Source organism: Vibrio profundum, from assembly GCF_050337555.1.
Classification (GTDB): domain Bacteria; phylum Pseudomonadota; class Gammaproteobacteria; order Enterobacterales; family Vibrionaceae; genus Vibrio; species Vibrio profundum.
This window is the reverse complement of record NZ_JAKJTA010000006.1, coordinates 280,585-303,788: the sequence shown is the minus strand read 5'-3', so window position 1 is coordinate 303,788 and position 23,204 is coordinate 280,585. Positions and strand designations below refer to the sequence as shown.

The 23,204-nt window shown below is 48.3% G+C and carries 24 protein-coding genes; 16 read left to right on the top strand and 8 right to left on the bottom strand.

Annotation, left to right across the window (positions count from 1 at the left end; all coding sequences use genetic code 11):
• The first annotated feature begins 39 nt into the window (after positions 1-39).
• The 3 genes from L4C34_RS07430 to L4C34_RS07420 all read left to right on the top strand — a co-directional run bounded on the left by L4C34_RS07430 (position 40) and on the right by L4C34_RS07420 (position 2,339).
• Entirely contained in the window at positions 40-948 is a 909-nt protein-coding gene (locus tag L4C34_RS07430) for a virulence factor BrkB family protein (protein ID WP_428788699.1), read from the top strand.
• Positions 920-1,354 carry a D-aminoacyl-tRNA deacylase gene (gene dtd / locus L4C34_RS07425; protein WP_428788698.1) on the top strand — a complete coding sequence of 145 codons (435 nt, stop codon included), beginning with the start codon at positions 920-922 and terminating at the stop codon, positions 1,352-1,354. Before L4C34_RS07430 ends, dtd begins: the two co-directional genes overlap by 29 nt.
• A 70-nt stretch (positions 1,355-1,424) precedes the next feature.
• Positions 1,425-2,339 (top strand): bifunctional GNAT family N-acetyltransferase/hotdog fold thioesterase, encoded by a 915-nt coding sequence (locus L4C34_RS07420; RefSeq protein WP_428788697.1) that lies wholly within the window; start codon positions 1,425-1,427, stop codon positions 2,337-2,339.
• 24 nt (positions 2,340-2,363) lie between these two features.
• Here the strand turns inward: L4C34_RS07420 and L4C34_RS07415 are convergent, their stop codons facing one another.
• From L4C34_RS07415 to hslR, 4 genes are all read right to left on the bottom strand, one after another.
• The gene (locus tag L4C34_RS07415) at positions 2,364-4,301 is read right to left on the bottom strand and encodes an AsmA family protein (RefSeq protein WP_428788696.1); all 1,938 of its coding nucleotides are present in this window, start codon (positions 4,299-4,301) and stop codon (positions 2,364-2,366) included.
• Between the two features lie 95 nt (positions 4,302-4,396).
• Positions 4,397-6,025: a phosphoenolpyruvate carboxykinase (ATP) gene (gene pckA, locus L4C34_RS07410; protein ID WP_428788695.1), complete on the bottom strand. Its 1,629-nt coding sequence runs from the start codon at positions 6,023-6,025 to the stop codon at positions 4,397-4,399.
• Between the two features lie 336 nt (positions 6,026-6,361).
• Entirely contained in the window at positions 6,362-7,237 is an 876-nt protein-coding gene (hslO, locus tag L4C34_RS07405; protein ID WP_428788694.1) for an Hsp33 family molecular chaperone HslO, read from the bottom strand.
• A 15-nt stretch (positions 7,238-7,252) separates the two neighbouring features.
• Positions 7,253-7,648, bottom strand: a complete 396-nt coding sequence (gene hslR / locus L4C34_RS07400; protein ID WP_428788693.1) for a ribosome-associated heat shock protein Hsp15 — start codon at positions 7,646-7,648, stop codon at positions 7,253-7,255.
• Positions 7,649-7,838: 190 nt separating this feature from the next.
• On the opposite strand from hslR, the gene gspC reads away from it, so the two are divergent.
• The 12 genes from gspC to L4C34_RS07340 are packed head-to-tail and all read left to right on the top strand — an operon-like array spanning position 7,839 to position 19,097.
• Positions 7,839-8,747 carry a type II secretion system protein GspC gene (gene gspC / locus L4C34_RS07395; RefSeq protein WP_428788692.1) on the top strand — a complete coding sequence of 303 codons (909 nt, stop codon included), beginning with the start codon at positions 7,839-7,841 and terminating at the stop codon, positions 8,745-8,747.
• Between the two features lie 38 nt (positions 8,748-8,785).
• Positions 8,786-10,831, top strand: coding sequence for a type II secretion system secretin GspD (gene gspD, locus L4C34_RS07390; protein ID WP_428788691.1), 2,046 nt, complete (start codon positions 8,786-8,788; stop codon positions 10,829-10,831).
• Positions 10,831-12,324: a type II secretion system ATPase GspE gene (gene gspE / locus L4C34_RS07385; protein ID WP_428788690.1), complete on the top strand. Its 1,494-nt coding sequence runs from the start codon at positions 10,831-10,833 to the stop codon at positions 12,322-12,324. The genes gspD and gspE overlap by 1 nt, the downstream gene beginning before the upstream one ends.
• Positions 12,324-13,547: a type II secretion system inner membrane protein GspF gene (gspF, locus tag L4C34_RS07380; protein ID WP_428788689.1), complete on the top strand. Its 1,224-nt coding sequence runs from the start codon at positions 12,324-12,326 to the stop codon at positions 13,545-13,547. Before gspE ends, gspF begins: the two co-directional genes overlap by 1 nt.
• Positions 13,548-13,579: 32 nt before the next feature.
• Positions 13,580-14,023, top strand: coding sequence for a type II secretion system major pseudopilin GspG (gspG, locus tag L4C34_RS07375; RefSeq protein ID WP_428788688.1), 444 nt, complete (start codon positions 13,580-13,582; stop codon positions 14,021-14,023).
• A complete protein-coding gene (gene gspH, locus L4C34_RS07370; RefSeq protein WP_428788687.1) occupies positions 13,956-14,642 on the top strand; it encodes a type II secretion system minor pseudopilin GspH in 687 nt (228 codons plus the stop codon). Before gspG ends, gspH begins: the two co-directional genes overlap by 68 nt.
• On the top strand, positions 14,632-14,997 hold the full coding sequence (gene gspI / locus L4C34_RS07365; protein ID WP_428788686.1) for a type II secretion system minor pseudopilin GspI: 366 nt from the start codon (positions 14,632-14,634) through the stop codon (positions 14,995-14,997). The genes gspH and gspI overlap by 11 nt, the downstream gene beginning before the upstream one ends.
• Complete coding sequence (gene gspJ, locus L4C34_RS07360) at positions 14,975-15,628, top strand: type II secretion system minor pseudopilin GspJ (protein WP_428788685.1); 654 nt, start codon at positions 14,975-14,977, stop codon at positions 15,626-15,628. Before gspI ends, gspJ begins: the two co-directional genes overlap by 23 nt.
• Entirely contained in the window at positions 15,628-16,653 is a 1,026-nt protein-coding gene (gspK, locus tag L4C34_RS07355) for a type II secretion system minor pseudopilin GspK (RefSeq protein WP_428788684.1), read from the top strand. Before gspJ ends, gspK begins: the two co-directional genes overlap by 1 nt.
• Positions 16,622-17,833, top strand: a complete 1,212-nt coding sequence (gspL, locus tag L4C34_RS07350; RefSeq protein WP_428788683.1) for a type II secretion system protein GspL — start codon at positions 16,622-16,624, stop codon at positions 17,831-17,833. The genes gspK and gspL overlap by 32 nt, the downstream gene beginning before the upstream one ends.
• Positions 17,830-18,336 carry a type II secretion system protein M gene (locus L4C34_RS07345; protein WP_428788682.1) on the top strand — a complete coding sequence of 169 codons (507 nt, stop codon included), beginning with the start codon at positions 17,830-17,832 and terminating at the stop codon, positions 18,334-18,336. Before gspL ends, L4C34_RS07345 begins: the two co-directional genes overlap by 4 nt.
• Before the next feature lie 2 nt (positions 18,337-18,338).
• Entirely contained in the window at positions 18,339-19,097 is a 759-nt protein-coding gene (locus L4C34_RS07340) for a type II secretion system protein N (protein WP_428788681.1), read from the top strand.
• A 68-nt stretch (positions 19,098-19,165) separates the two neighbouring features.
• On the opposite strand, the gene cysQ is transcribed toward L4C34_RS07340, so the two are convergent.
• The 4 genes from cysQ to L4C34_RS07320 all read right to left on the bottom strand — a co-directional run bounded on the left by cysQ (position 19,166) and on the right by L4C34_RS07320 (position 22,231).
• Positions 19,166-19,996: a 3'(2'),5'-bisphosphate nucleotidase CysQ gene (gene cysQ, locus L4C34_RS07335; protein WP_428788680.1), complete on the bottom strand. Its 831-nt coding sequence runs from the start codon at positions 19,994-19,996 to the stop codon at positions 19,166-19,168.
• A 27-nt stretch (positions 19,997-20,023) separates the two neighbouring features.
• Positions 20,024-20,569: an ADP compounds hydrolase NudE gene (gene nudE, locus L4C34_RS07330; RefSeq protein ID WP_428788679.1), complete on the bottom strand. Its 546-nt coding sequence runs from the start codon at positions 20,567-20,569 to the stop codon at positions 20,024-20,026.
• 268 nt (positions 20,570-20,837) lie between these two features.
• Positions 20,838-21,464: a Fe-S biogenesis protein NfuA gene (nfuA, locus tag L4C34_RS07325; protein ID WP_428788678.1), complete on the bottom strand. Its 627-nt coding sequence runs from the start codon at positions 21,462-21,464 to the stop codon at positions 20,838-20,840.
• Positions 21,465-21,487: 23 nt separating this feature from the next.
• Complete coding sequence (locus L4C34_RS07320) at positions 21,488-22,231, bottom strand: ComFC family protein (RefSeq protein WP_428788677.1); 744 nt, start codon at positions 22,229-22,231, stop codon at positions 21,488-21,490.
• 69 nt (positions 22,232-22,300) lie between these two features.
• Between L4C34_RS07320 and bioH the strand changes: the two genes are divergently transcribed.
• A complete protein-coding gene (bioH, locus tag L4C34_RS07315) occupies positions 22,301-23,116 on the top strand; it encodes a pimeloyl-ACP methyl ester esterase BioH (protein ID WP_428788676.1) in 816 nt (271 codons plus the stop codon).
• The last annotated feature ends 88 nt before the right edge of the window (positions 23,117-23,204 follow it).

The following is a 23,204-nucleotide window of genomic DNA, read 5'->3' as shown; positions in this document are numbered from 1 at the left end:
GGTACACTGAGGGAAAGGCGGCAAACAAGGAAAGTGACTTTGAATCTACAAGGAACGTTGAGTGAGGGAGTACATTACCTTCGTTATTTGCTCAATCGTATTAAGCATGACCGAATTAATGTGAGCGCTGGTTATTTGGCGTATATCTCGGTGATCTCAATCGTCCCCCTGCTGACCGTCCTGCTTTCTGTTCTCTCTTCCATCAGCGCTTTTTCTCAAGTTGGCGCGACTATTCAAGATTTTGTTATCGCTAATTTCGTGCCCGCGGCTGGGGCCGAAGTGAGTAGTGCACTGCATGAATTTATTGCCAATACCGCTCAAATGACGGTGGTCGGTAGTGGGATTTTGTTTATTGCCGCGATAGCCTTGATTGCCAATATCGATAAAAGTTTGAATTTTATTTGGCGGGTGAAGCGCAAGCGTCGTGCGGTTTTTTCTTTTTCCATGTATTGGATGGTGCTGACCTTAGGGCCGATTCTCGTGGGTGCGAGTATTGCGATAACCTCTTACGTGGCGTCATTGAGAATTATCGACAGTGATACCTTAAATGGTGCCTACAACCTGACATTGCGTTGGTTACCTTTTTTGTTGTCTCTGTTTACCTTTGTCGGGCTGTATATCTTAGTACCTAACCTCAAAGTGCGTATTCGTCATGCTTTGGTGGGGGCATTGGTCGCCGCCCTGCTGTTTGAATTGAGCAAAAAACTGTTCACACTTTATATTACTCACTTTCCTTCTTATCAGTTGATCTATGGCGCACTCGCAGCTATTCCTATTTTGTTTATCTGGATCTATTTAAGCTGGCTAATTGTGTTACTTGGCGCTGAAGTCACGGCAGCACTGGGCGAGCGCGCATGCTGGAGCTTGATAACGAACGTGGTAGACTCAAACAAACTGGATATAAAGGAAGAACAGATAAGTGATTGCCCTGATACAAAGAGTCAGTGAAGCGTCTGTGCGCGTTGACGGTCGCACGATTGGAGAGATAGACCAAGGTCTACTTGTGTTATTGGGGGTGGAAAAAGATGATGATGAGGTGAAGGCTCGCCGTCTAGTCCAACGCGTCACTCAGTATCGTGTGTTTGAAGACGAGGCTGGAAAAATGAACCTTAATGTACAGCAAGTCGATGGCAAGTTATTGGTCGTCTCACAGTTTACGTTGCCAGCAGACACCAAAAAAGGCACCCGAGCGGGATTTTCTAAAGGCGCGAGTCCGCAGGATGCGGAACGCTTATATGAGTATTTCTCTGAGCACTGCCAAGCTGTACTTGCGACGGAGCGCGGTCAATTTGGAGCGGACATGAAGGTGGCCTTGGTCAACGATGGTCCCGTTACTTTCTGGCTACAAGTGTAACTGGCCGTTATTTTATCTTGAAGACGATTTACTGAAACAAACAAGCGTCATAACCATGTGAGAAGGACCCATGTTTAAGCTGATTACACCGAAAACAGACAATCAATGGAATAAATACTACCACTTTCGCTGGCAAATGCTGCGCGAGCCTTGGCAGATGCCGTTAGGCTCTGAGCGCGATGAATTTGATGTGATGGGCCACCACCGTATGATAGTGGATGGCCGAGGTAAGCCGATGGCCATTGGCCGTTTGTACATTACCCCCGATCACGAGGGGCAGATTCGCTTCATGGCGGTTAAAAATGTAAAGCGAAGTAAGGGCATGGGCTCATTGGTGCTGGTGGCGCTGGAGTCGTTAGCAAGGCAACAGGGCGCTAAACGTTTGGTGTGCAATGCCCGTGAAGATGCGATTCCTTTTTACGTTAAAAATGGCTTTGAGGCACGCGGAGAAATTAACGATCAGCGTGGCCCAGTACGTCACCAACAAATGGTCAAACCGCTGGATCCTATGGCAGATGTACTGCGCAAGCCGGAGTGGTGTAGCGAACTGCAGAAACGCTGGGAGAGCCAAATTCCGATCAGTGACAAAATGGGCATCAAGATCAACCAGTACAGTGGTTATCAATTTGAATGCTCTGCCCAACTCAACCCGAACTTAAACCCACACAATACGATGTTTGCTGGCTCTGCCTTTACCCTAGCAACATTAACTGGTTGGGGAATGGCTTGGCTCTTGATGAAAGAGCGTAATTTGCGCGGCGATATTGTATTGGCCGATAGCCGAATTCGTTATCGCTTGCCCGTTGAAAGCTCGCCGGTTGCTTCAACGTCCTTAGATGGCATCAGTGGTGATTTAGACCGATTGGCTTCTGGCCGAAAAGCGAGGATAGTCATTCACGTCACTATATTTAGTGATGGTGTGCCTGCGGTCGACTTTATCGGTACGTATATGATTTTACCAAAGTCCACTGAGCAGGACGTTTAAACCACCCTAGAGCGTCGAAGGGCGCTACTTTTTCTTTTTCCTTCTTTTCTTTGATTTTTTACATGTCTTACTGGTGATGACTTCGCCCGAAACAAGGTTCAGCTGTTGTTTTTGGCAACGTTGCTTAAGGGTGAGCTGTGCGGAAGCGTCGGACATATTGACCAAATCCAGTACCCCAGCAAACTGTCCCGTTGAGTTGGTACTGGAAATCTGCTTCGCATTGATCTCAATTCGCCCCCGATCAGCGTTGGCTTGAAGGTCGTCGATGGTTAATGGCACCACGACGCTTTGGCTGGCTCCTTGCTGGCGCTGGTGGGTTGCGAGGGTGCCGTCTCTTAGCCCAGCTTGCAGCGTGCCTGTCAGGCTATAGCGGAGCAGCTCAGCGCTTTGCGCTTGGCCATGCAGTTTGGCTTTCATGCTAATTATCCCCTGCAGATCAAACGGCAGCGCATCAGCGTCGGAGGGTTCAGGCAGCGGTAGGCCATCGGCCTGCACATCGAGCGACCAAGGCTCACCAAGTTTACTTAGATTCCAGCGTCCGAGCGCGTTGATGTAACCGTTTTGCAGAGGTACTGACAAGCGATCAAGAACCCATAGTCCATGGTCTGAATGGGTGTCTATAATCGCGTGGGAGCCGATGATGTCGCCATAATTGACACTGCTGGCGCTGGCTTGAACTTGGCCTTGCCATAATCGCCAGTGTTGCTGGTGACGCAGTTTCATGTTCGAGCCTTCAACGCTAAAGCCGCTGAGTTGCCAGAATGGCCGGTGAGTGAGCTGAATAAATTGATTATTTTCTAAGTCTAATTGGTCAATGGTCACCAAATCGAGTGGCGGCATGGCATGCGCTAGCCAAGACAAGTCGGTTTTTTCGTCGGTGGACCATTTAACCCCACTAGCATGGAGCAAAGATAGATGCAGTGCTCGCGGCTGGAGACTGCCATTTATTTGCACCTTGCCTTGTTGGAAATCTGAGTCAAACTCCGCGATTTTGATATTATTTTTAGTAAAGCGCAGCTGGCCACTCGGCTGTACCAGTTGTAGTCCTCGATAATCTATACTGTCGGCATTGAATGATAAATAGCCTTTAGCTTGTTGCCAAACGGGCTGATTAACCAAGATATGTTCTAACGACAGGTCGAGGTTTTCAAACTGCCAGCCAGCCATGCTCACCGAGCTATTTAAAATATCTAGGCTGTTGATGTCGTGAATATGAGGCGCGAGTCGTTGGAATACTTTGTTTAGCCCGTTTGCATCGGACTCGTTGGTTAAGTTGAGCTTAGTGGCGGTGACATTGACCAGTGACCAGCCTGCTGCGTACTGTTCCGCCTGTCCTGACACTTGAGCGCCGTGCCAAGTAAAAGAGGCGCCATACACGGTGCTGTCTTCGGCTTTATAATTGGCATTGATGAGTACTTTATCGACAGCTTGGCCGTGATAGTACAACTGATCGGCCGATGCTTGGATATGACCATACGGCAGCACTTGCCCGCTCGTCACCCAGATTGGCTTTTTCACTTGCAGGTTAATATTGCGCGCGATGAGGTTGTGGTAGGAAAAGTCGAGATGGTTAAAAGCGATCTGATAGAGATAAAGGTGTTTATTGAACGGCAGCGTCGGCACTCGCCCCTGCCAATGCAGGCCATCGATAAGCAGGCTATCTAATGCGATTTTTCCATTATGGAACAGTCCTGAGTTGAGCCAAACAGTGATTTTGGGGATGTGGATTTTTTGCTTATCCAGCGTGGCATTCACCCTGTTGAGTTCAAACTTCCATGGTGCTTGGTAGCTAACTTGCTGGGCAGAAAGAGTCGGGCTGATGGTGAGATGGATAAGGCCATTAACGATTGGGGTGGCGAGTGAAGTAAACAGTAACCCATAACAGGTGCCCGCCGCGATGATGACCAGACCTAACAATATTCCCAACAGCTTGATTAATTTTTTCATTCGACGTTTAGCCACAATCACACTTAATGGCTATAGCTTGAAACAAAATGCGGTAGGTCGCAATAAAAAGCCCCTAAGTTTAGGGGCTTGTCATCGCATTTGAGACTCGGTTACTTGTCTAGTTGAGGTCCAGCGGCAACCAGTGATTGGCCTTCCGCATTGTCAGTGTATTGAGCGAAGTTATTGATAAAGCGCGCCGCAAGGTCTTGCGCTTTGTCTTGCCATTGCTGAGCTTGTGGGTAGGTATCACGTGGGTCAAGGATGCTTGAATCGACACCCGTCAATGACGTTGGCACTTCAAGGTTAAAGGTTGGGATAACCTTAGTTGGCGCTTGGTCAATCGAGCCATCTAAGATAGCGTCGATGATGCCGCGGGTGTCCTTGATTGAAATACGCTTGCCGCTGCCGTTCCAGCCAGTATTGACTAGGTAAGCTTCCGCGTCAGCCGCTTCCATACGCTTGACCAATACCTCAGCGTATTTTGTCGGGTGCAGAGACAAGAAAGCTGCGCCAAATGCCGCAGAGAAAGTCGGCGTTGGTTCTGTGATGCCGCGCTCTGTTCCTGCCAATTTAGCCGTAAAGCCAGATAGGAAATGATACTTAGTCTGCTCTGGAGTCAGCTTGGACACTGGTGGTAGCACACCAAACGCATCGGCAGTGAGGAAAATCACTTTCTTAGCATGGCCAGCTTTGGATACGGGCTTGACGATATTGTCGATGTGGTAAATTGGGTAAGAAACACGTGTGTTTTCTGTTTTCGAACCATCATCGAAATCGATGCTGTTGTCAGCTCTTACGGTGACATTTTCCAGCAGTGCGTCACGGCGAATAGCGCTGAAGATTTCTGGTTCCGCTTCTTGCGAAAGGCGGATGGTTTTTGCGTAGCAGCCACCTTCAAAGTTGAAGATACCGTCGTCATCCCAGCCGTGCTCATCGTCGCCGATTAGCTCACGCTTAGGGTCGGTGGATAGTGTGGTTTTGCCTGTGCCAGACAAACCAAAGAAGATGGACACATCGCCTTTTTCGCCTACGTTGGCCGAGCAGTGCATGGACGCGATACCTTGTTGTGGCAACAAGTAGTTCATCACCGAGAACATGCCTTTTTTCATTTCGCCGCCATACCAAGTGCCACCAATAATTTGGGTGCGCTCGGTCAGGTTAAAGGCAACGAAGTTTTCAGAATTTAGACCCTGTTCTTTCCAGTTTGGATTGGTCGCTTTAGCGCCATTCATGACGACAAAATCAGGTTCAAAGCTTTCTAGTTCTTGTTCTGTTGGGCGAATGAACATGTTTTTGACGAAGTGAGCTTGCCATGCAACTTCAGTGATCACGCGAATACTTAGACGTGAATCAGGGTTAGCACCACAGTAACCATCAATGACAAACAAACGTTTGCCAGACAATTGCTCGGTGACGAGCGACTTAAGGTCATTCCAAGTATCAGGGCTGATCGGTTTATTATCGTTTTTACCTTGATCAGACCACCACAAGGTATCTCGGGTAGTGTCATCTTTAACTATGTATTTGTCTTTTGGGGAGCGGCCAGTAAAAATACCGGTATCGACTGCAACGGCACCTAACTCAGTGACGGTGCCTTTTTCATAACCGTTTAAATCAGCCCTTGTTTCTTCGGCAAACAATAGTTCATAGCTTGGGTTGCGAAGAACTTCTGTTACGCCAACCAATCCGTGTTTGGTCAGATCGATGCTGGCGGCCTGAGTATGTTCCATAACGGTCATAGATGCTCCTTATAAGGATATGTGTAGGGGTGTTGTAAGATTTTATTATAATTGTGTAATGGCCATACTAGCCTCGGCTGCGCAGATAAACAGTGAGCAAATAGGAAAATTGCGCCTCTTTTTATATAGCATTACCTTGGCGATCGTGCACTGGCAACGCTAGTTTAGCCTGTACGCAATCGTTGGCGCTAGAACAAATTCACTTATTAATCACCTTAAAATAACGAGTAATTTGTTTACGGATTTGAGAGGATAATAGGAGATTTAGCTCACAAAAAAACCAGCAGGGCGCTGGCTTTTTGTAATAAATATTACGAGTTTTCGTTGCTGGAAAAATTAATGCAGCACACTGTCGCCTTTGTCTTGGCTAGCATACAACTCAGCGACGTCTGATGAGTCGAAATTGTAGCTGGTGCCACAGTAGTCACAGTGTAGTGCTATTGAGCCTTCCGATGCTAAAATATCGGCGACTTCTTCTTTGCCAACGGTCAAGATGGCTGAAGCGCTTCGCTCTCGTGAACAACCGCATTTGAATTCGACAGGTTGCGGGTCAAATACTTGTACTTTGTCTTGGTTGTATAAACGATACAGTAAATCGTCTGCCGCTAAGGTAAACAATTCCTCATCTTTTACCGTGTCGGTAAGTTGCTCTAAGTGTTCAAAGTCTGTATCAGAGCCTGTGCCGTCTGGCATGACTTGTAGTAGCATGCCGGCCGCGTGTGCCTGACCTTGGCTCTCGCCAGTGCGGATCCAAAGTCGAGTTTTGAGCTGCTCTGAACGAGCGAAATAGCTTTCAATGACCTCGGCAATGCTATTGCCTTCTAAGCCAACAACCCCTTGGTAGCGTTCGCCTTGCTTTGGTTCAATGGTGATCACTAGGTGACCTTTGCCTAACATGTCATGTAGATTGGCTTGCTCTGCTAGCTCGCCATCCCAGCGTGCGATACCACGAACTTGTTGTTCATTGTTACCATTGACTACCACCAAAGAAACAGGACCATCGCCTTGAAGCTGAAGGGTAATCGAACCTTCAAACTTAATGGTCGCGGTCAGTAAGGTTGTGGCAACCAGCAGCTCACCTAGTAAGGTTTGCAGTGGAGCCGGGTAGTCTTTATTGGTGAGCATATGCTGATAGGCATCGCTCAATTGCACCAATTCGCCGCGTACCGATAGGTCTTCAAAAAGATAGCGATTTAACACATTGTTTGCCATGGGGGTAACTCCAGCTTATTGATGTTTAAATTTAATAATGTCGCGACGTTGCTTTTTGTCGGGACGTTTTTCTGGGCTCGGATTATGCGCATGCAGGCGGCGTTTTTCCGTTTCCTCTTCGCGCTTGCGCACACTGTCGGATGTTTCTGTATACAGGGTCTGCGCTTCTGGCGCGCCACGTCTTTGGCCGCTGATTTGGTCGATAGCCACTGTCTTTTCTATGTGACCTTGGCGCAAAGTAATGACGGCTCCGAGCTCGACAATTTTACTTGGTTTGCTGCGCTGGCCATTGTAGTGCACTTTGCCGCCATCAATCATGTTACGAGCAATAGAACGTGTTTTATAAAAGCGAGCAGCCCACAGCCACTTGTCGAGGCGTACTGCCGTTGTCTCAGAGCTTAACTTCGTCATTGTGTAATGTAAGTTGGGGTATTATTAATAATGTGCACTAACAATGGTGATGATGCGGCATTTTTTCAAGGTGGTGATGAAATATTCACCCTGACATGATATGGCCACTAGTTGCTATGGTATAGTAGCGCGCTCGAAAATATCGGGGCATTTTGGTGGAAGATATTGATAATAATGTTAAGGAATGTAGGTGAAACGCATTGACCTAGAACGGGTAATCAAGCCTGAGGTTTGGCTGGAATACATTCAAAGCCATGGCTTTGTAATGCAAAAAAAGCTGAGTACGGCCTTGATCGTTGGCTTATCGATGACCTCTGCATGGACGGTAGGAAAAACAGTTTGGATGGTAGGCGGCGATGCCAGCCCGATACCACCTTGGAGCTCTCCAGCGGTTCGTTCGGCCCAACCGGCTCATCAATCGTTGGACGTGAATGGCTTGAAACAAAGCCAGCTGTTTGGCGCTTATCATAAAAAGCCAGTGGCGGCAGTAGAGCAAGTTATTCGCAATGCGCCCAAGACCCGTTTGAACTTAACCTTAGTGGGGACTTCCACCAGCTCAGAACCACACCATGGGGTCGCGGTGATTGCGAACAGTGGCCAACAATCTACATATGGTGTTGATGATGTGATTACGGGAACCCGCGCTAAACTAAAAGCAGTCTTGATTGACCGAGTGATTATTGAAAATAATGGTCACGATGAAACTTTAATGCTCAAAGGGGTCAAATATAGCGCCTTATCTGCCTCTCGCAATCAGCCTATTGCCCCAATACAAGATGCGCAGATGCCAGCGGCGAAACGGTCGGCGATTATTGCGCAGATTGTTGAGCAGCCCCGCAAGCTTTTACAATATGTTGGCTTTTCACCGGTGAGCCAGAAAGGGCGCATCATAGGTTATCGAGTGACACCGGGTAAGAGCCCAGATTTATTTATGTCACTGGGCCTTAAGCCTGGTGATGTTGCCACTCAAGCAAATGGCTACGCACTGACGGATCCATCCAGCTTAGAGAAGATTTTCCACGGCATTATTCATGAACATCGTTTAGATCTCACGGTAGAGCGCAATGGGCAGCCACGTGACATCAACGTCAAATTATAGAACTTATGCGATCTTGCATAAGAAACTAGGAGCAAAACGTGAAGCATTGGCTTAACAAAGGCACTTGGCTGTTGATTGCCAGTCTGTTGGCTGCGCCAACTATGGCGTGGGCAAGCGAATTCAGTGTTAATTTTAAAGGCACTGACATCCAAGAGTTTATTGATACGGTTGGCCGTAATCTCGGTAAAACCATGATTATCGACCCGACAGTGCGCGGGAAAATTGATGTCAGAAGCTACGATGCGCTCAATGAAAAGCAATACTACAGCTTGTTCTTGAACGTTTTACAAACCTACGGCTTTGCTGCAGTGACTGAACCTGACGGTGTGATCAAGGTAGTACGAGCCAAAGACGCAAAAATGGGTGCGGTACCTGTGCTCACCGGTAAAGGCAAAGCCAGCTTTGGCGATGAAGTGATCACACGCGTGGTGGCGGTGCACAATGTTTCTGTACGTGAGCTATCGCCAATCTTGCGCCAGCTTATTAACAACGCCGGTTCTGGCAATGTAGTGCATTACGATCCATCGAACATCATTTTGCTGACAGGTCGCGCGGACACGGTTAACAAGCTCGTTAATATCATTCAACGTGTCGACCAAGTCGGCGATAAAAATATCGAAGTGGTTGAGCTGAAAAACGCTTCAGCGGCGGATACGGTTCGCACCATTGATTCTTTACTTAAATCAAACGCCGCGCAAAATATCCCCAACAATATGCAGCCGAAGTTAGTGGCCGATGAGCGCACTAACTCGATTTTGATATCCGGCAACCCAGAAGTACGCGCTAGATTGAAAAGATTGATTAAGCAGCTCGACGTTGGCCTAGCCTCGCACGGTAACAGCCAAGTTATTTTCCTTAAATATGCTAAAGCGGAAAATTTAGTCGAAGTGCTACAAGGTGTGGCGAAAAACCTAGAAGCAGAAAAGAAAAATAAAGGGGCGGCGACCAAGAGTAGCAAAAGCGATGTCACCATTGCTGCCACCAAAGATACTAATGCATTAGTGATCACTGCGCCGCCAGATATTATGAAATCGCTAAAAAGTATTGTATCTCAATTGGATATTCGCCGCGCACAGGTTTTAATTGAAGCCTTGATCGTCGAAATGAGCGAAGGTGAGGGGATCAACCTAGGTGTGCAATGGGGTTCGATTAAAAGCGGCTCTGTAGTGCAGTTTGGTAATACAGGTACGCCAATCGGTGGGGTAATGACTGGCTTAGAAGATGCTAAAGATCAAACTAACTCTCAAAGCTATTACGACGAATCGTCGGATTCATGGAAAACATCTGAAACCACGGAGTCAGGCGACTACAGTAACCTAGCGACGGCACTTGGTGGCGTCAATGGCGCGGCGATGAGCTTAGTGATGGGCGATTGGACGGCATTAATCAGCGCGGTAGCGACGGATTCCAACTCAAATATCTTGTCCTCACCTAGCATTATGGTGCTGGACAACAGTGAAGCTGATTTTGTTGTGGGTGAAGAAGTACCTGTGGTGACGGGCTCAACTGCCAGCTCTAGTAACAGCAACCCATTTCAAACGGTGAGCCGTAAGGAAGTGGGCATCAAACTTAAAGTTACGCCGCAAATTAATGAAGGAAATGCGGTGAAGCTGACTATCCAGCAAGAAGTGTCGAACGTATTGCCTGCCAATGGTGCGGTCGACGTGCGCTTTGCTAAGCGCACGCTGAATACTTCGGTGATGGTCAACGATGGCCAAATGATTGTCTTGGGCGGCTTGATTGACGAGCGCGCGGTGGAAAGTAAGTCTAAGGTGCCAATCTTGGGTGACATCCCAATTATCGGGGCTTTGTTCCGCTCGACCTCAACCACCACAGAGAAAAAGAACCTGATGGTGTTTATTAAACCGACCATTATTCGCACGGGCGTCACGGCGAATGGTGTGACGGAGCGTAAGTATAACTATATGCGCGCGGAGCAATTGTTTAAATCCGATAAAGGCTTCGATTTAATCAAAAACGCGAAAATCCCTGTACTACCTAAATATGGCGATGATGGCCACCGCCCAGCGGAGTTTCAAAGCATTATCGATCAAGTCAATGACAAAAAAATAGAACATAACTAATGGATCAACCAGAGCAGTCAGTTAGTCAGCGCCGCTTACCATTTAGCTTTGCCAATCGCTTTAAAATTGTGTTGGCGAGTCAAGCGCAAGGAGCGGTGCTGTATTACGTGGCACCTCTCTCTATCCCAGCGCTCGCGGAAGTGAAACGGGTGATGCAAAGCCCATTTACATTGCAGGTGCTTGGCGTAGACGAATTTGACCAAAAGTTAACCGAAGTTTATCAGCGCGATTCCTCAGAAGCGCGCCAATTGATGGAAGATATTGGCGCCGACAGCGATGATTTTTTCTCTTTGGCAGAAGAGTTGCCACAAGATGAAGACTTACTGGAAGCCGAAGACGATGCGCCAATCATTAAACTGATAAACGCGATGTTGGGCGAAGCTATCAAAGAAGGGGCTTCGGATATCCATATTGAGACATTCGAGAAATCGTTGTCGATTCGTTTTCGTATCGATGGCGTGCTACGTGATGTGTTAGCGCCAAGTCGTAAGCTAGCGCCTTTGTTAGTCTCAAGGGTTAAGGTCATGGCGAAGCTGGATATCGCCGAAAAGCGGGTACCTCAAGATGGTCGTATCTCGCTGCGTATCGGTGGTCGAGCGGTGGATGTGCGTGTTTCGACCATGCCGTCGTCTCATGGTGAGCGAGTAGTGATGCGTTTGCTAGATAAAAACGCGACTCGGTTAGATTTACACAGCTTGGGAATGACGGCGGATAACCATAACGATTTCCGCAAGCTGATTCAGCGTCCACACGGCATCATTTTGGTGACGGGCCCGACAGGTTCTGGTAAATCCACCACCTTGTATGCCGGGCTGCAAGAAATTAACAGCAATGAGCGCAATATTCTCACGGTTGAAGATCCGATTGAATTTGATATCGATGGTATCGGCCAAACGCAGGTGAACCCTAAGGTCGATATGACCTTTGCGCGGGGTTTGCGCGCTATCTTGCGTCAAGACCCAGACGTGGTGATGGTGGGTGAGATTCGTGATTTAGAAACCGCGCAAATTGCAGTGCAAGCCTCTTTGACCGGTCACTTGGTGATGTCAACGCTGCATACCAACACCGCCATCGGCGCTATTACGCGTTTGCGTGATATGGGCATTGAACCCTTCTTGATTTCGTCTTCTTTGTTAGGCGTGCTGGCTCAGCGCTTGGTACGGACCCTTTGTCAAGAATGCATGGAGCCGTTTGAAGCTGATAAAGAGCAGAAGAAACTGTTTGGTTTATCAGAGAACCAATCGCTGACGCTGCACCATCCAGTGGGTTGTGATGAGTGCAACCAGAAAGGCTATCGAGGTCGAACCGGCATTCATGAATTGGTGCGCATTGATGCCAAAGTCCAAGAGCTTATCCACAGTGAAGCGGGCGAATTGGCGATAGAGAAAGCGATTCGCAGTTCAACACCAAGCATCCGCGCCGATGGACTGGATAAAGTCAAACGTGGTATCACATCCCTTGAAGAAGTCATGCGGGTAACGAAGGAAGTGTAATGGCAGCGTTTGAATACAAGGCGTTAGAGGCGTCGGGTAAACATAAAAAAGGTGTAATTGAAGGCGATAACGCGAAACAAGTCCGGACTCGATTGAAAGAGCAGGGCTTGATTCCCGTGGAGGTTACCGAGACGCGTACTAGGGCGCAGAAAGGCAGCGCCGCTCCGATTCTGAGCCTGCGTCGTGGGATCAGTACTCCAGATTTAGCGTTAATCACCCGCCAGTTATCTACGTTAGTGCAGTCGGGCATGCCACTGGAAGAGTGCTTAAAAGCAGTCTCTGAGCAATCAGAAAAACCTCGTATCGGCTCGATGCTGATGGCGGTGCGCTCTAAAGTGACGGAAGGCCATACCTTGGCTGACAGCATGGCTGACTACCCTCAGGTATTCGATGAACTGTTTCGCTCTATGGTTTCGGCAGGTGAAAAGTCGGGCCACTTAGATGCGGTGCTAGAAAGACTCGCCGATTATGCGGAAAGCCGACAAAAAATGCGCTCGACGATTCAGCAAGCGTTGGTCTACCCCATTGTCTTAGTGGTGTTTGCCGTGGGTATTGTGGCCTTTTTGCTTGCCAATGTGGTACCAAAAATCGTCAACCCAATTATTCAAATGGGCCAAGCCCTGCCTGCGTCGACTCAGTTTTTGTTGGCGGCGAGCCAATTTGTGCAGCATTGGGGGCTCGCGCTGTTCATTGGCGTGTTGGCACTGATTTATCTGATTAAGTGGCTTTTGAGCCAGCCCAAAATTCGCCTCAAGTGGGATAAACAGGTGGTCAGAATGCCGTTGATCGGTAAGATTTCGAAAGGGCTGAATACCTCTAGGTTTGCACGTACCTTATCAATCTGCACCTCCAGTGCGATCCCCATTTTGGATGGGATGAAAGTGGCGAACGAGGTGATGACGAACCGGTATATTAAACAGCAGGTTGGCTTGGCTATCGACAACGTTCGCGAAGGAGGGAGCTTACGTAAATCCCTCGATCAAACCAAATTGTTCCCGCCAATGATGCTGCACATGATTGCCAGTGGTGAACAAAGTGGCGAACTGGAAAGCATGCTTACCCGTGCTGCGGATACTCAGGATGCCAACTTTGCCTCCACAGTGAATATTGCCCTAGGCATCTTCACGCCCGCGATTATCGCTTTGATGGCGGGGATGGTGCTGTTTATCGTGATGGCGACATTAATGCCGATGCTAGAAATGAATAACTTGATGGGCCGGTAATACGCCGGTCTGATGTCTATCTTGGAGAAAGTATGAAATTGAGAAAGAAGAATCAATCGGGCTTTACGTTGTTAGAGCTGATGGTAGTGATTGTGATTTTGGGCTTGCTGGCCAGTGTGGTCGTGCCTAATTTGCTCGGCAATAAAGAAAAAGCCGATCAACAAAAAGCAGTAACCGATATTGTGGCGTTAGAAAATGCCCTAGATATGTACAAATTAGACAATAGTGTCTACCCAACTACTGACCAAGGCTTAGAAGCTTTGGTGAAAAAACCGAGCGATCCAGAGCCTCGTAACTACCGTGACGGCGGCTACATCAAGCGCCTGCCGAATGACCCATGGGGTCGTCCATATCACTACATGACGCCAGGCGAACATGGCACTATGGATATTTTCACCCTAGGAGCCGATGGCCAAGAGGGCGGCGACGGTGCCAATGCTGACATTGGTAACTGGAACATTCAGAAGTTCCAATAACATTGAAGAGGGTGGCGCAAGCCACCCTGAATTTATTATGCATACACAACGTGGTTTTACCCTGATCGAAGTTTTGCTGGTAGTGGTGTTGATTGCCGTCTGCGCAGTCGCCGTGATTTCTACCTTGCCGAGCAACGACAAAGACATGGCGAAAAAACCCGCGCAGCTTTTGTATCAACAGCTGCGATTGCTCAATGAAGAGGCTATCCTCAATGGCCAAGATTTTGGCTTGCGGGTGGACGATAAAAAGTCTCAGTACACCTTTCTTACGTTGACCGAAAAAGGCTGGCAAAAGCTGAAAAGCGATCGCTTACCGGCCGAAGTGAAGCTTGCAGCGGGGTTGTCGATTAAGTTTTCGCTAGGCGGCAGTGTTTGGAAATCAAAAGATCGCCTGTTTAAATCAGATAAACTCTTTGAAGACAGTAAATTTCGCGATCCCGATAAGCCGAAAAAGCAGGCCCCGCCAAATATATTCATTTTGTCTAGTGGTGAAGTGACGCCTTTTTCCTTGACCTTATACCCCGCTCACAAGAGCATTCAGCAAGATGGTTGGCAGGTGTTGACCAAAGCCAATGGTGAAATATTATTCCACCGACCGGGAGACGCGGATGAAAAATAATGTTCGCGGGATGACCTTGCTTGAAGTGCTGGTCGCATTGGCGATTTTTGCCACGGCCGCCATCGCGATTATTCGCTCCGTGTCGCAGCATATCAATACGTTGAGTTACCTAGAGCAGAAAACGTTTGCCGCCATGGTGGTGGATAACCAGATGGCGTTGCAGATGCTAAAACCGAGTAGCTTATCGACAAGAAGCGGGACCGAAAAAATGGCCGGACAAACGTGGTATTGGAAAATAACGCCGATCGCCACCACGGATAATTTACTGAAAGCGTTTGACGTGAGTGTGTCGACCAGCAAAAAAGCGAGCCCATTAGTGACAGTGAGGAGCTATGTTGCCAACACGTCCTCATAAGCAAGGGTTTACCTTGCTAGAAGTGCTTGTCGCGATTGCGATTTTTGCCAGTTTGAGTATTGCCGCATATCAAGTGGTGAATCAAGTGCAGCGTAGCGATGAAATCTCCCTAGAAAAGACCACACGCTTGCAGCAGTTGCAGCGTGCGTTAGTGTTTATGGATAACGATTTTCGCCAAATTGCCGCTCGCCATTTTAGAACCAACGGCAATGAACCCAGTAGTGAATATCTAATGTATCAAGATTATTTGCTGGATTCCGATAACAAAGGCGTCCTGTTTAGCCGGTTAGGTTTTTTTAATCCACAGCAACGCTTCCCTCGCGGTGAAGTGACAAAAGTCGGCTATAGAGTTAAGAACCATGAACTTCAACGTATTTGGTGGCGTTATCCAGATACGCCCGCGGGTGATAAGGGTTATGTTATGCCGCTGCTAAGTAAAGTTGAGGCGTTTAGTCTACGTTTTTATGATGGTAAGCAATGGCAAAAAGAATGGCAGCAGAGCGATCAATTACCCAAAGCCGTAGAGGTTAATTTAACCTTACAAGACTTTGGTAAATTACGCCGTGTGTACTTGGTGGCGGGTGGCAATATGGACTCGACTAGCAGCACCAATAATGACGGAGGTAGCTAATGCGGCAAGCTCGTATGCGTACCCAGCGCGGTGTGGCTCTGATCATTATTCTGATGCTGGTGGCCATTATGGCAGCGATTGCTGCCACTATGTCAGAGCGCTTATTCACCCAATTCAAACGGGTGGGGAACCAGATTAACCACCAGCAAGCCTATTGGTATGCGATTGGCGCGGAAGCGCTGGCCAAGAAAGCGATTGAACAAAGCTATAAAGACGACAAAGACAGTGTCAACTTATCCCAACCTTGGGCGAAGCAAGCGATGACTTTTCCGCTTGATTACGGCACCTTGAAGGGCAGAATTGTTGATAAGCAGGCTTGCTTCAATCTGAATGCGTTGGCGTCGGTCACCTCATCCACCAGTTCGACAGCCAGTCCGTATTTAGTGCAAGTTCTGCAGCACTTAATCGATACAACGGGTATTGATGGTTATCAAGCAGAAACCATCGCCAAGTCTACTTGGTCGTATGTCAGCAATAGCCAGAGCGTGCAAGGGATCACCGGCATCAACGATAGCCAGTATGAGTCGTTGTCTCCCGCGTATTTGCCTGCCGATGGTTTGATGGCCGACAGCAGTGAATTTCGCGCGGTCAGTGGGGTGACGGGGAAAGTAATGTTGCAGTTGCAGCCTTTGCTGTGCGCGTTGCCTAATACGGAATGGGCATTAAACGTTAACACGATTCAGCCAGAGCAGGCGAACTTGCTGGTGGCTCTATTCTACCCCAATTTAAGTGAATCGAATGCCAAAGATTTGATAGCCAGCCGGCCTAAAAAGGGCTGGACCTCGGTGAGTGACTTTATGTCATCTTCAGTTTTGGCAGCACTGAGTGAGGAGACTCGTACCAGTGCGGAAAAATATTTGGCAATCGACAGTGCCTACTTTGGTATGGATGCCCAAGTGTTTGTAGGCGAATCGCGGGTGCGAATTCGCAGTTTATTATTTAGTAAAGATAGAAAAACCGCGACGGTGATACGCCGTCGCTTTGGAGGAATCATTGAGCGAGTCCCTGATCGTTCGTCTAAGTAGTCAAGACGAGGCCCCTATTGACTGGTTGGCATGGTCTGAAAGTAGCCGTAAGGCCGTTGATGTTGGTCAGTTAATTGGTCGGCAAGCGTTAGCGGAATTGGTACCACTGGCTGAGTCACGTACAGTGATTTTATTGCTGGCGGCGAAAGATGTGATTTTGTCTGAAGTGGACATTCCTGCGGGTGCAGGTCGCCAGCTCGATGGGCTGCTGCCTTATTTGCTGGAAGACGATGTGGCGCAAGATGTCGAGGACTTACAATTTCTGCTGCTTGCTAAACAAGGCTCGCGTGCCTCCGTGTGTGGGGTTGATCGACAGTGGCTTTCAGGTTTACTGGACGAGTTGACTGAATTGCACGTTGAAGTAAGAAAGATTGTCCCAGATGTCTTGGCGTTACCAAGTTCAAGCGGTCTCAGCGCGGCGCAGTTTGATCAATCCTGGTTAGTTAAAAAAGGGGCGTATCTAGGCCTGCAAGTCGACAAAGAATGGTTGGAGCTGGTTAAAGATTCGGATTGGGTACGAGAAGGTGAGGCGTTTCTTGAGCTACAGGCGCATTCTCCTTTGCCTAACTTAGTTTATGCGGAGGATCAGCACTGGCAGCAAGCAGAAGCACGTGACACCTTGGAATTGCTCGCTGAGCACGCCAACACCAGCCCAGTTAATTTATTGACGGGCGTGTTTAAACCAAAATCGGCATGGTCAAAATATGTGAAGGTATGGCAAGGGGCTGCCATTGCACTATTGGTGTTTGTGGCGGTTCAGGTCGGCCATAGTCTACTACAAGTGCACCAATACCAGACTCAAGCATCGGCCTACCGAGCGGAAAGCGAGCGGATCTTTCATCGTTTGTTCCCAAATCGCCACCGTATTCCGACCATAAGCTATTTGAAGCGGTTAATGGATGATGAAGTGCATCAGCTCTCGGGTGATAGCGCGGGCTCCTCGGTATTGACGTGGTTAACTAAGCTTCCAACCACTCTAGGTTCGGTGAAAGGCATGCAGCTGCAAAGCGTTCGCTATGACGCCAGCCGCGGCGAGCTTAGAGTGGCTGCGTTTAGCCAAGATTTCCAAAGCTTTGAGAAAGCCAGAGTCGCCTTACAAAAAGACTTTGACGTCAAAGAAGGGCAGCTTGGCCGTGATGGGAAAGTGGTCAGTGGCACTTTCGTACTTAAGAAAAAATGAGGTTGAGTTCAGTGGATAAACTACTGCTATCAGCAAAAACATGGTGGGCAAGCATCAGCGTTCGTGAGCAGCGACTGGTGATGATTTGTTCCGTGGTGTTTGGTTTTATGGTCATCTATATGGGGGTAATTCAACCTCTAAATAGCGCTACGCAAACAGCATCAGCTCGCATTAACAGCGATCGTGAACTATTAACTTGGGTGAAAGCCAAAGCAGACCAGATCACTACCTTGAGAGCGCAAAATGGGGTGCATAATTCTCAGCAAACCCTGAATCAAATTATTTCGTCGTCAACACGCCGTTTTAATATTGAGTTAATTCGTGTGCAGCCAAATGGTGACATGCTGCAAGTGTGGACGCAGCCTGTGCCGTTTAATCAGTTGGTTGATTGGTTGAATTTTTTGCAGCAGCAACAAGGTGTCGGTGTCGCCTTTTTGGATATCGGAAAAAGTGACACATCCGGCATGGTTAAAATCAATCGATTGCAGTTTAAGCGAGGTTAGGTTTGTTACGCAGTAAAAAATTATTGGCTCTATTGATCCTGCTGTCGTTTGCGTTGAGTTTGATTGCCCATCTCCCGGCCTCGTTGGCGTTAAAATGGTTGCCGTCGCAAGTACCGTTACGTTTAACTGGTGTCTCAGGCAGTGTCTGGCAAGGCCAAGCTAGCCATGCACAGTGGCGTCAATACTCGCTCGGTTCAGTGCGTTGGAATGTGCAAGCCAGTCAGATTTTCCTCGGTCGTATCGAGGCGAAAGTTCGTGTGAATGATCCACAGATTGGTGCGCATGTGAAAGGTGTCGTCGGTTATAGTTTTAGCGGCGCGTATGCCAAGCAAGTGATAGGTTCGATGCCCGCACAATCCGCGATGCAATTTGCACGTATGCCAATCCCCGTAGATTTGGTCGGTCAGTTTGAGCTGTCAATGCAACGCATCAGCTACCACTCTGGGCAATGCCAAAGCTCTCCCGGTTCTTTGGTGTGGAATGGCAGTCAGATCCATTCACCACTGGGTGAGCTATCATTGGGCACCATCATGGGCAAAGTGCTGTGCCAAGGGAATAAGTGGACCATGAGCGCCAATCAAAACAACGGCCAATTAAGTGGTGAAGTTTCTGCGAACGGACAAATGTCAGGACGTGCAACGTGGCAAGGCTGGCTCAAACCCGGTGCAGAATTTCCGGCTCCATTATTGCCCCAGTTGCAATTTTTAGGACGGCCAGATAACCAAGGCCGATTCCACTTTTCCGGTCAAGGATATTTATAGGAAGAAAAAAATGGGGCGATGATATCGCCCCATTTTTTATAGCTATTTTTTGCAACTAATCTTTGCAGCTAGTCTTTTTCAACCAAGATTTGTTGCCATGGCAACTGCTCATCACCGATGACAATAAAGTTGGGGTTTTCTAAACTTTCGCGTTCGTTGTAGCTTAATGGCGTCAGTTGTGTCGAGAGAATTCGCCCCCCTGCCTCTTCCACAATACATTGAGTCGCGGCGGTATCCCATTCGCCAGTCGGGCCAATTCGCAGGTAGCAATCCGCGCCGCCTTCGGCAACCAAGCACGCTTTTAAGGCTGCAGAGCCTAGTGGAACTAAATCATAGCGCCATTGGTCGCTCATTCTAGCTTGGATGCGACTAATTTCCTGACGGCGACTAATGGCCATTACGATAGCGTTTTTCTGACCTAGGTGCTTGTTCGCTTTAAGGCGCACTTTATCTGCGTCTTGCTCAGTAATTTTCCAAGCGCCATGATCTTGGTAGGCGTAATACGTTACGTCAGCGACAGGGCCATACACCACCCCCATAATGGGTTGGTTGTGTTCAACCAGCGCGATAATCGTGGCGAAGTCCCCACTGCGAGCAATAAATTCTTGTGTACCATCGAGTGGATCTACCAGCCAGTAGCGCGGCCAGGTGGCACGCTGTGAAAAGCTTATCTCGGCATCTTCTTCAGATAAGACAGGAATTTCTGGGGTGAGCTTGGCGAGCGCGTCGGCAATAAATTCGTGCGCGGCGAGGTCGGCACTGGTGACCGGGGTTTGATCGCTTTTGGTAAATTCTTCGTATTGCTTGTTGTCATAAATTTTGAGAATCAATTGGCCCGCTGCACGGGCAATGTTTATAACGTCAGGCAAAAGGTGAGCGAAGTCGGGTGTAGCAGGCATATTAACTCCTAACGCCTTAAGTGAAATTTATTTGAGATGCTTTAACGCCAGCATTAACGCGGTGATGGAGCGAGCCTCGCAAAAGTCGAGATGGGAAAGTAATTCTTCGGCTTGTGCAAGTGGCCAACGCACGACCTCTAATTGCTCGGGCTCATCGCCTTCTAGTCTTTCTGAGTATAGATCCTGTGCCAGAAAAAGAGTCATGCGACTAGAAAAATATGAAGGAGCGAGCACCACCTCTTTGAGTGGTGTGAGTTGCTTGGCACCAAAGCCGATTTCTTCTTTTAGTTCACGATTGGCTGCTTGTTCAGCACTTTCTCCGAGGTCAACGAGGCCCTTAGGAAATCCCAGTTCATAGTTTTCTGTGCCCGCCGCGTATTCTCGAATCAATAACAGCTCACCTTGGCTCGTGAGTGGTACCATCATGACACTTGTTCGTTTGGTGGGTTTCATTCGTTCATAGGTGCGTTCTACGCCATTACTGAAGCGTAATTCCAGCGACTCAATCGTAAAAAGTTTGGATTTCGCAATAGACTGTTTGGTTAGGATCTCTGGAGGTGTCCGTTTACTCACAATATTCTCTCCTTAGCGTGTCAATCGTAGGTGGGTAGCCAAACCGTATTAGACATTTTCGGCAAGCATGCCTCGGCTCCAATGCAAGGCAGAGAAGGTGGTATCGGCACATTGAGGTTGCTGGCTATAACTATATGAGAAAAGTGGTCCAATTGAAATTAGAACGCTCAATTGCTGGAAGATAAAAGGGGGGAGGCAGGAAATAGAAAAGCAGCGCTGGTGCGCTGCTTAAAAAGACTGGTCTTACGATAAATTACCGATCTTACGATTAGTAGTAAGAGTGTTCACCACGGTCATGCTCGGTGGAATCGCGTACAGCAGTTAGCTCACCTGAAAATTGTTGTAGTAGCTCTTTTTCAATGCCTTCTTTTAGCGTGACGTCAACCATAGAGCAGCCATTGCATCCGCCGCCAAAAGCAACGATCGCTACACCGTCATCGGTGATTTCGAGTAGGCTAACGTTGCCGCCGTGTCCTGCAAGCTGTGGGTTCACTTGAGTTTGGATCGCGTATTCAACGCGCTCCGTTAGTGACGCATCGCTATTCACTTTACGCATTTTTGCGTTTGGCGCTTTTAACGTTAGCTGCGAACCCATTTTGTCAGAGACGTAATCAATTTCAGCGTCTTCTAAAAATGGGTGGCTTAGCTCATCCACGTAGGCAGAAAAACCGGCAAGCTCAAACACAACGTCTGTGGCTTCTACGGCTTCAACTGGGCAATAAGAAACGCCACACTCAGCATTTGGTGTACCTGGGTTAACCACAAACACGCGAATATTGGTGCCTTCAGGTTGTTGGCCTAATAGGTTTACAAAATGCTGTTGAGCCGCTTCAGTAATGGTAATGGAATTTGACACAATAAATACCTGAGTAGTTTTGTCTGCTATTAGCGCCATTCTACTCTTGTCGAACGAGAGATCTAGTTTTTTACCGCATTAAGTGGTCGTTCAATGTCTAGTGTCGTGCGCGCTAAGCAGTAAATATCTACTGTGACGACTCCTTCTTCTTGGTGCAATAGTGTTGCTAACTGTTGCACGGTCGCGCCTGTCGTGACCACATCATCAACAATGGCAATATGAGCAGCTGTTGGTTTTTCAATTAACTGGAAGGCGTGGTGAACGTTGGTTTGGCGTTGGGGCTTAGTGAGCCCTTGCTGTGGCCTGCCTGCTCGGGTTCGATGAAACAAACCGGAAGCGACGGGGAGATTCAGATGTTGAGCAAGGTACTTGGCCAGTAGCTCACTTTGGTTAAAGCCTCGATAGAGCCTTTTTTGCCAGTGCAGGGGGACATAGGTGATGATTTGTGGTGGTGCTGAAATATGGTGTGCCAGCAGGTGGGCGAGACTGGCCGCATACCAAAATTGGCGTCGATATTTCATTTTCTGAATATAGTTCGACAAAGGTCGTCGGTAATCACCGATGCAAACGAGCTTATCCCACGCGGGAGGTTGGCGTAAACACTCGCCGCACGAGATGGTTTTGGGCTGACCGTCATAGGTTGGTAGAGGTAAGCCGCATCGTTGGCACAGCTCGGGGGTATGAAATAAGCGTGTACAATCTTGGCACCAAACTCCGCGCTCAGGCGCGATAAAAGTCAGCCCACATTGTTCACAGCGGGTGGGGAATATATGAGAGAAAGTGCGAGTTAACTGGGAAAACCACATAATTGGTTGGCTGGGAGCATTGTTTGATATATTGATGGTTATTTTGATACAAGCAGCGATATTGAGGGGATGGAGTTAGTGGTAGATTATGCGAGCGAGGGCTCAACCTTGCATTGGCACACTGAAGGTGAAGGCCAAGATGTGGTGCTGGTGCATGGCTGGGGAATGAATGGCGCCGTTTGGCACCAAGTGGTTGAACAGTTGCGCAGCCAATTTCGCGTTCATGTGGTGGATTTACCCGGTTATGGCTTTAGTCATTTGCAATCGGCCAATAGCTTAGAGCAAATTACGCAGCAGGTGCTTGAGCAAGCGCCGCGTAAAGCGGTTTGGGTTGGGTGGTCGTTAGGTGGCTTGATTTCATCTCATATCACGGCGACTGAGCCGGATAGAGTGCAAGGCTTAGTCACCGTGGCTAGCTCACCGAAGTTTGCCGCTGATAGACCTTGGCGCGGAATACAACCTAAGGTGTTAGATACCTTTACTAGTCAATTATTGCTGGACTTCAAGGTAACCGTTGAACGTTTTATGGCGTTGCAAGCGATGGGGAGTCCGACGGCAAAGACCGATGTGAAGCTGTTAAAGCGTGCGATTCTTACTCGGCCAGAACCGAACAAAGACGCGTTGTTACTAGGTTTGCAGATGTTGGCTCAAGTGGATTTACGCCACTTGATGCAAGATGTATCTGTACCTATGTTGCGCTTATATGGTCGTTTAGATGGGCTTGTTCCAGTGAAAGTCGCACAAGACATGCAGTTTCTTGCTCCTCATTCCGATCAACATATTTTTGCTCAATCCTCTCACGCCCCTTTTATGACGGAACTCGACGAGTTTTGTCGAAAGCTGTCTTCATTTGTTCGCTCTTGTTTTATCGAGACAGCGGATTAAAGCCCAGGAGCTAAACTTTTGTTATGTGCAGTCGATAATAAGAGAACTCAGTAAGGTTTACGCGCAGTAGCCTTACTGAGACGGGCGA

Excerpts from the sequence above, each read along its gene's own strand:
- L4C34_RS07420 (WP_428788697.1), top strand. The coding sequence starts at position 1,425 with ATGTTTAAGCTGATTACACCGAAAACAGACAATCAATGGAATAAATAC.
- pckA (WP_428788695.1), bottom strand. The coding sequence starts at position 6,025 with ATGACCGTTATGGAACATACTCAGGCCGCCAGCATCGATCTGACCAAA.
- hslO (WP_428788694.1), bottom strand. The coding sequence starts at position 7,237 with ATGGCAAACAATGTGTTAAATCGCTATCTTTTTGAAGACCTATCGGTA.
- hslR (WP_428788693.1), bottom strand. The coding sequence starts at position 7,648 with ATGACGAAGTTAAGCTCTGAGACAACGGCAGTACGCCTCGACAAGTGG.
- gspE (WP_428788690.1), top strand. The coding sequence starts at position 10,831 with ATGGATCAACCAGAGCAGTCAGTTAGTCAGCGCCGCTTACCATTTAGC.
- gspF (WP_428788689.1), top strand. The coding sequence starts at position 12,324 with ATGGCAGCGTTTGAATACAAGGCGTTAGAGGCGTCGGGTAAACATAAA.
- gspG (WP_428788688.1), top strand. The coding sequence starts at position 13,580 with ATGAAATTGAGAAAGAAGAATCAATCGGGCTTTACGTTGTTAGAGCTG.
- gspH (WP_428788687.1), top strand. The coding sequence starts at position 13,956 with ATGGCCAAGAGGGCGGCGACGGTGCCAATGCTGACATTGGTAACTGGA.
- gspI (WP_428788686.1), top strand. The coding sequence starts at position 14,632 with ATGAAAAATAATGTTCGCGGGATGACCTTGCTTGAAGTGCTGGTCGCA.
- gspJ (WP_428788685.1), top strand. The coding sequence starts at position 14,975 with ATGTTGCCAACACGTCCTCATAAGCAAGGGTTTACCTTGCTAGAAGTG.
- gspK (WP_428788684.1), top strand. The coding sequence starts at position 15,628 with ATGCGGCAAGCTCGTATGCGTACCCAGCGCGGTGTGGCTCTGATCATT.
- L4C34_RS07345 (WP_428788682.1), top strand. The coding sequence starts at position 17,830 with ATGAGGTTGAGTTCAGTGGATAAACTACTGCTATCAGCAAAAACATGG.
- cysQ (WP_428788680.1), bottom strand. The coding sequence starts at position 19,996 with ATGCCTGCTACACCCGACTTCGCTCACCTTTTGCCTGACGTTATAAAC.
- nfuA (WP_428788678.1), bottom strand. The coding sequence starts at position 21,464 with ATGGCGCTAATAGCAGACAAAACTACTCAGGTATTTATTGTGTCAAAT.
- L4C34_RS07320 (WP_428788677.1), bottom strand. The coding sequence starts at position 22,231 with ATGTGGTTTTCCCAGTTAACTCGCACTTTCTCTCATATATTCCCCACC.
- bioH (WP_428788676.1), top strand. The coding sequence starts at position 22,301 with ATGGAGTTAGTGGTAGATTATGCGAGCGAGGGCTCAACCTTGCATTGG.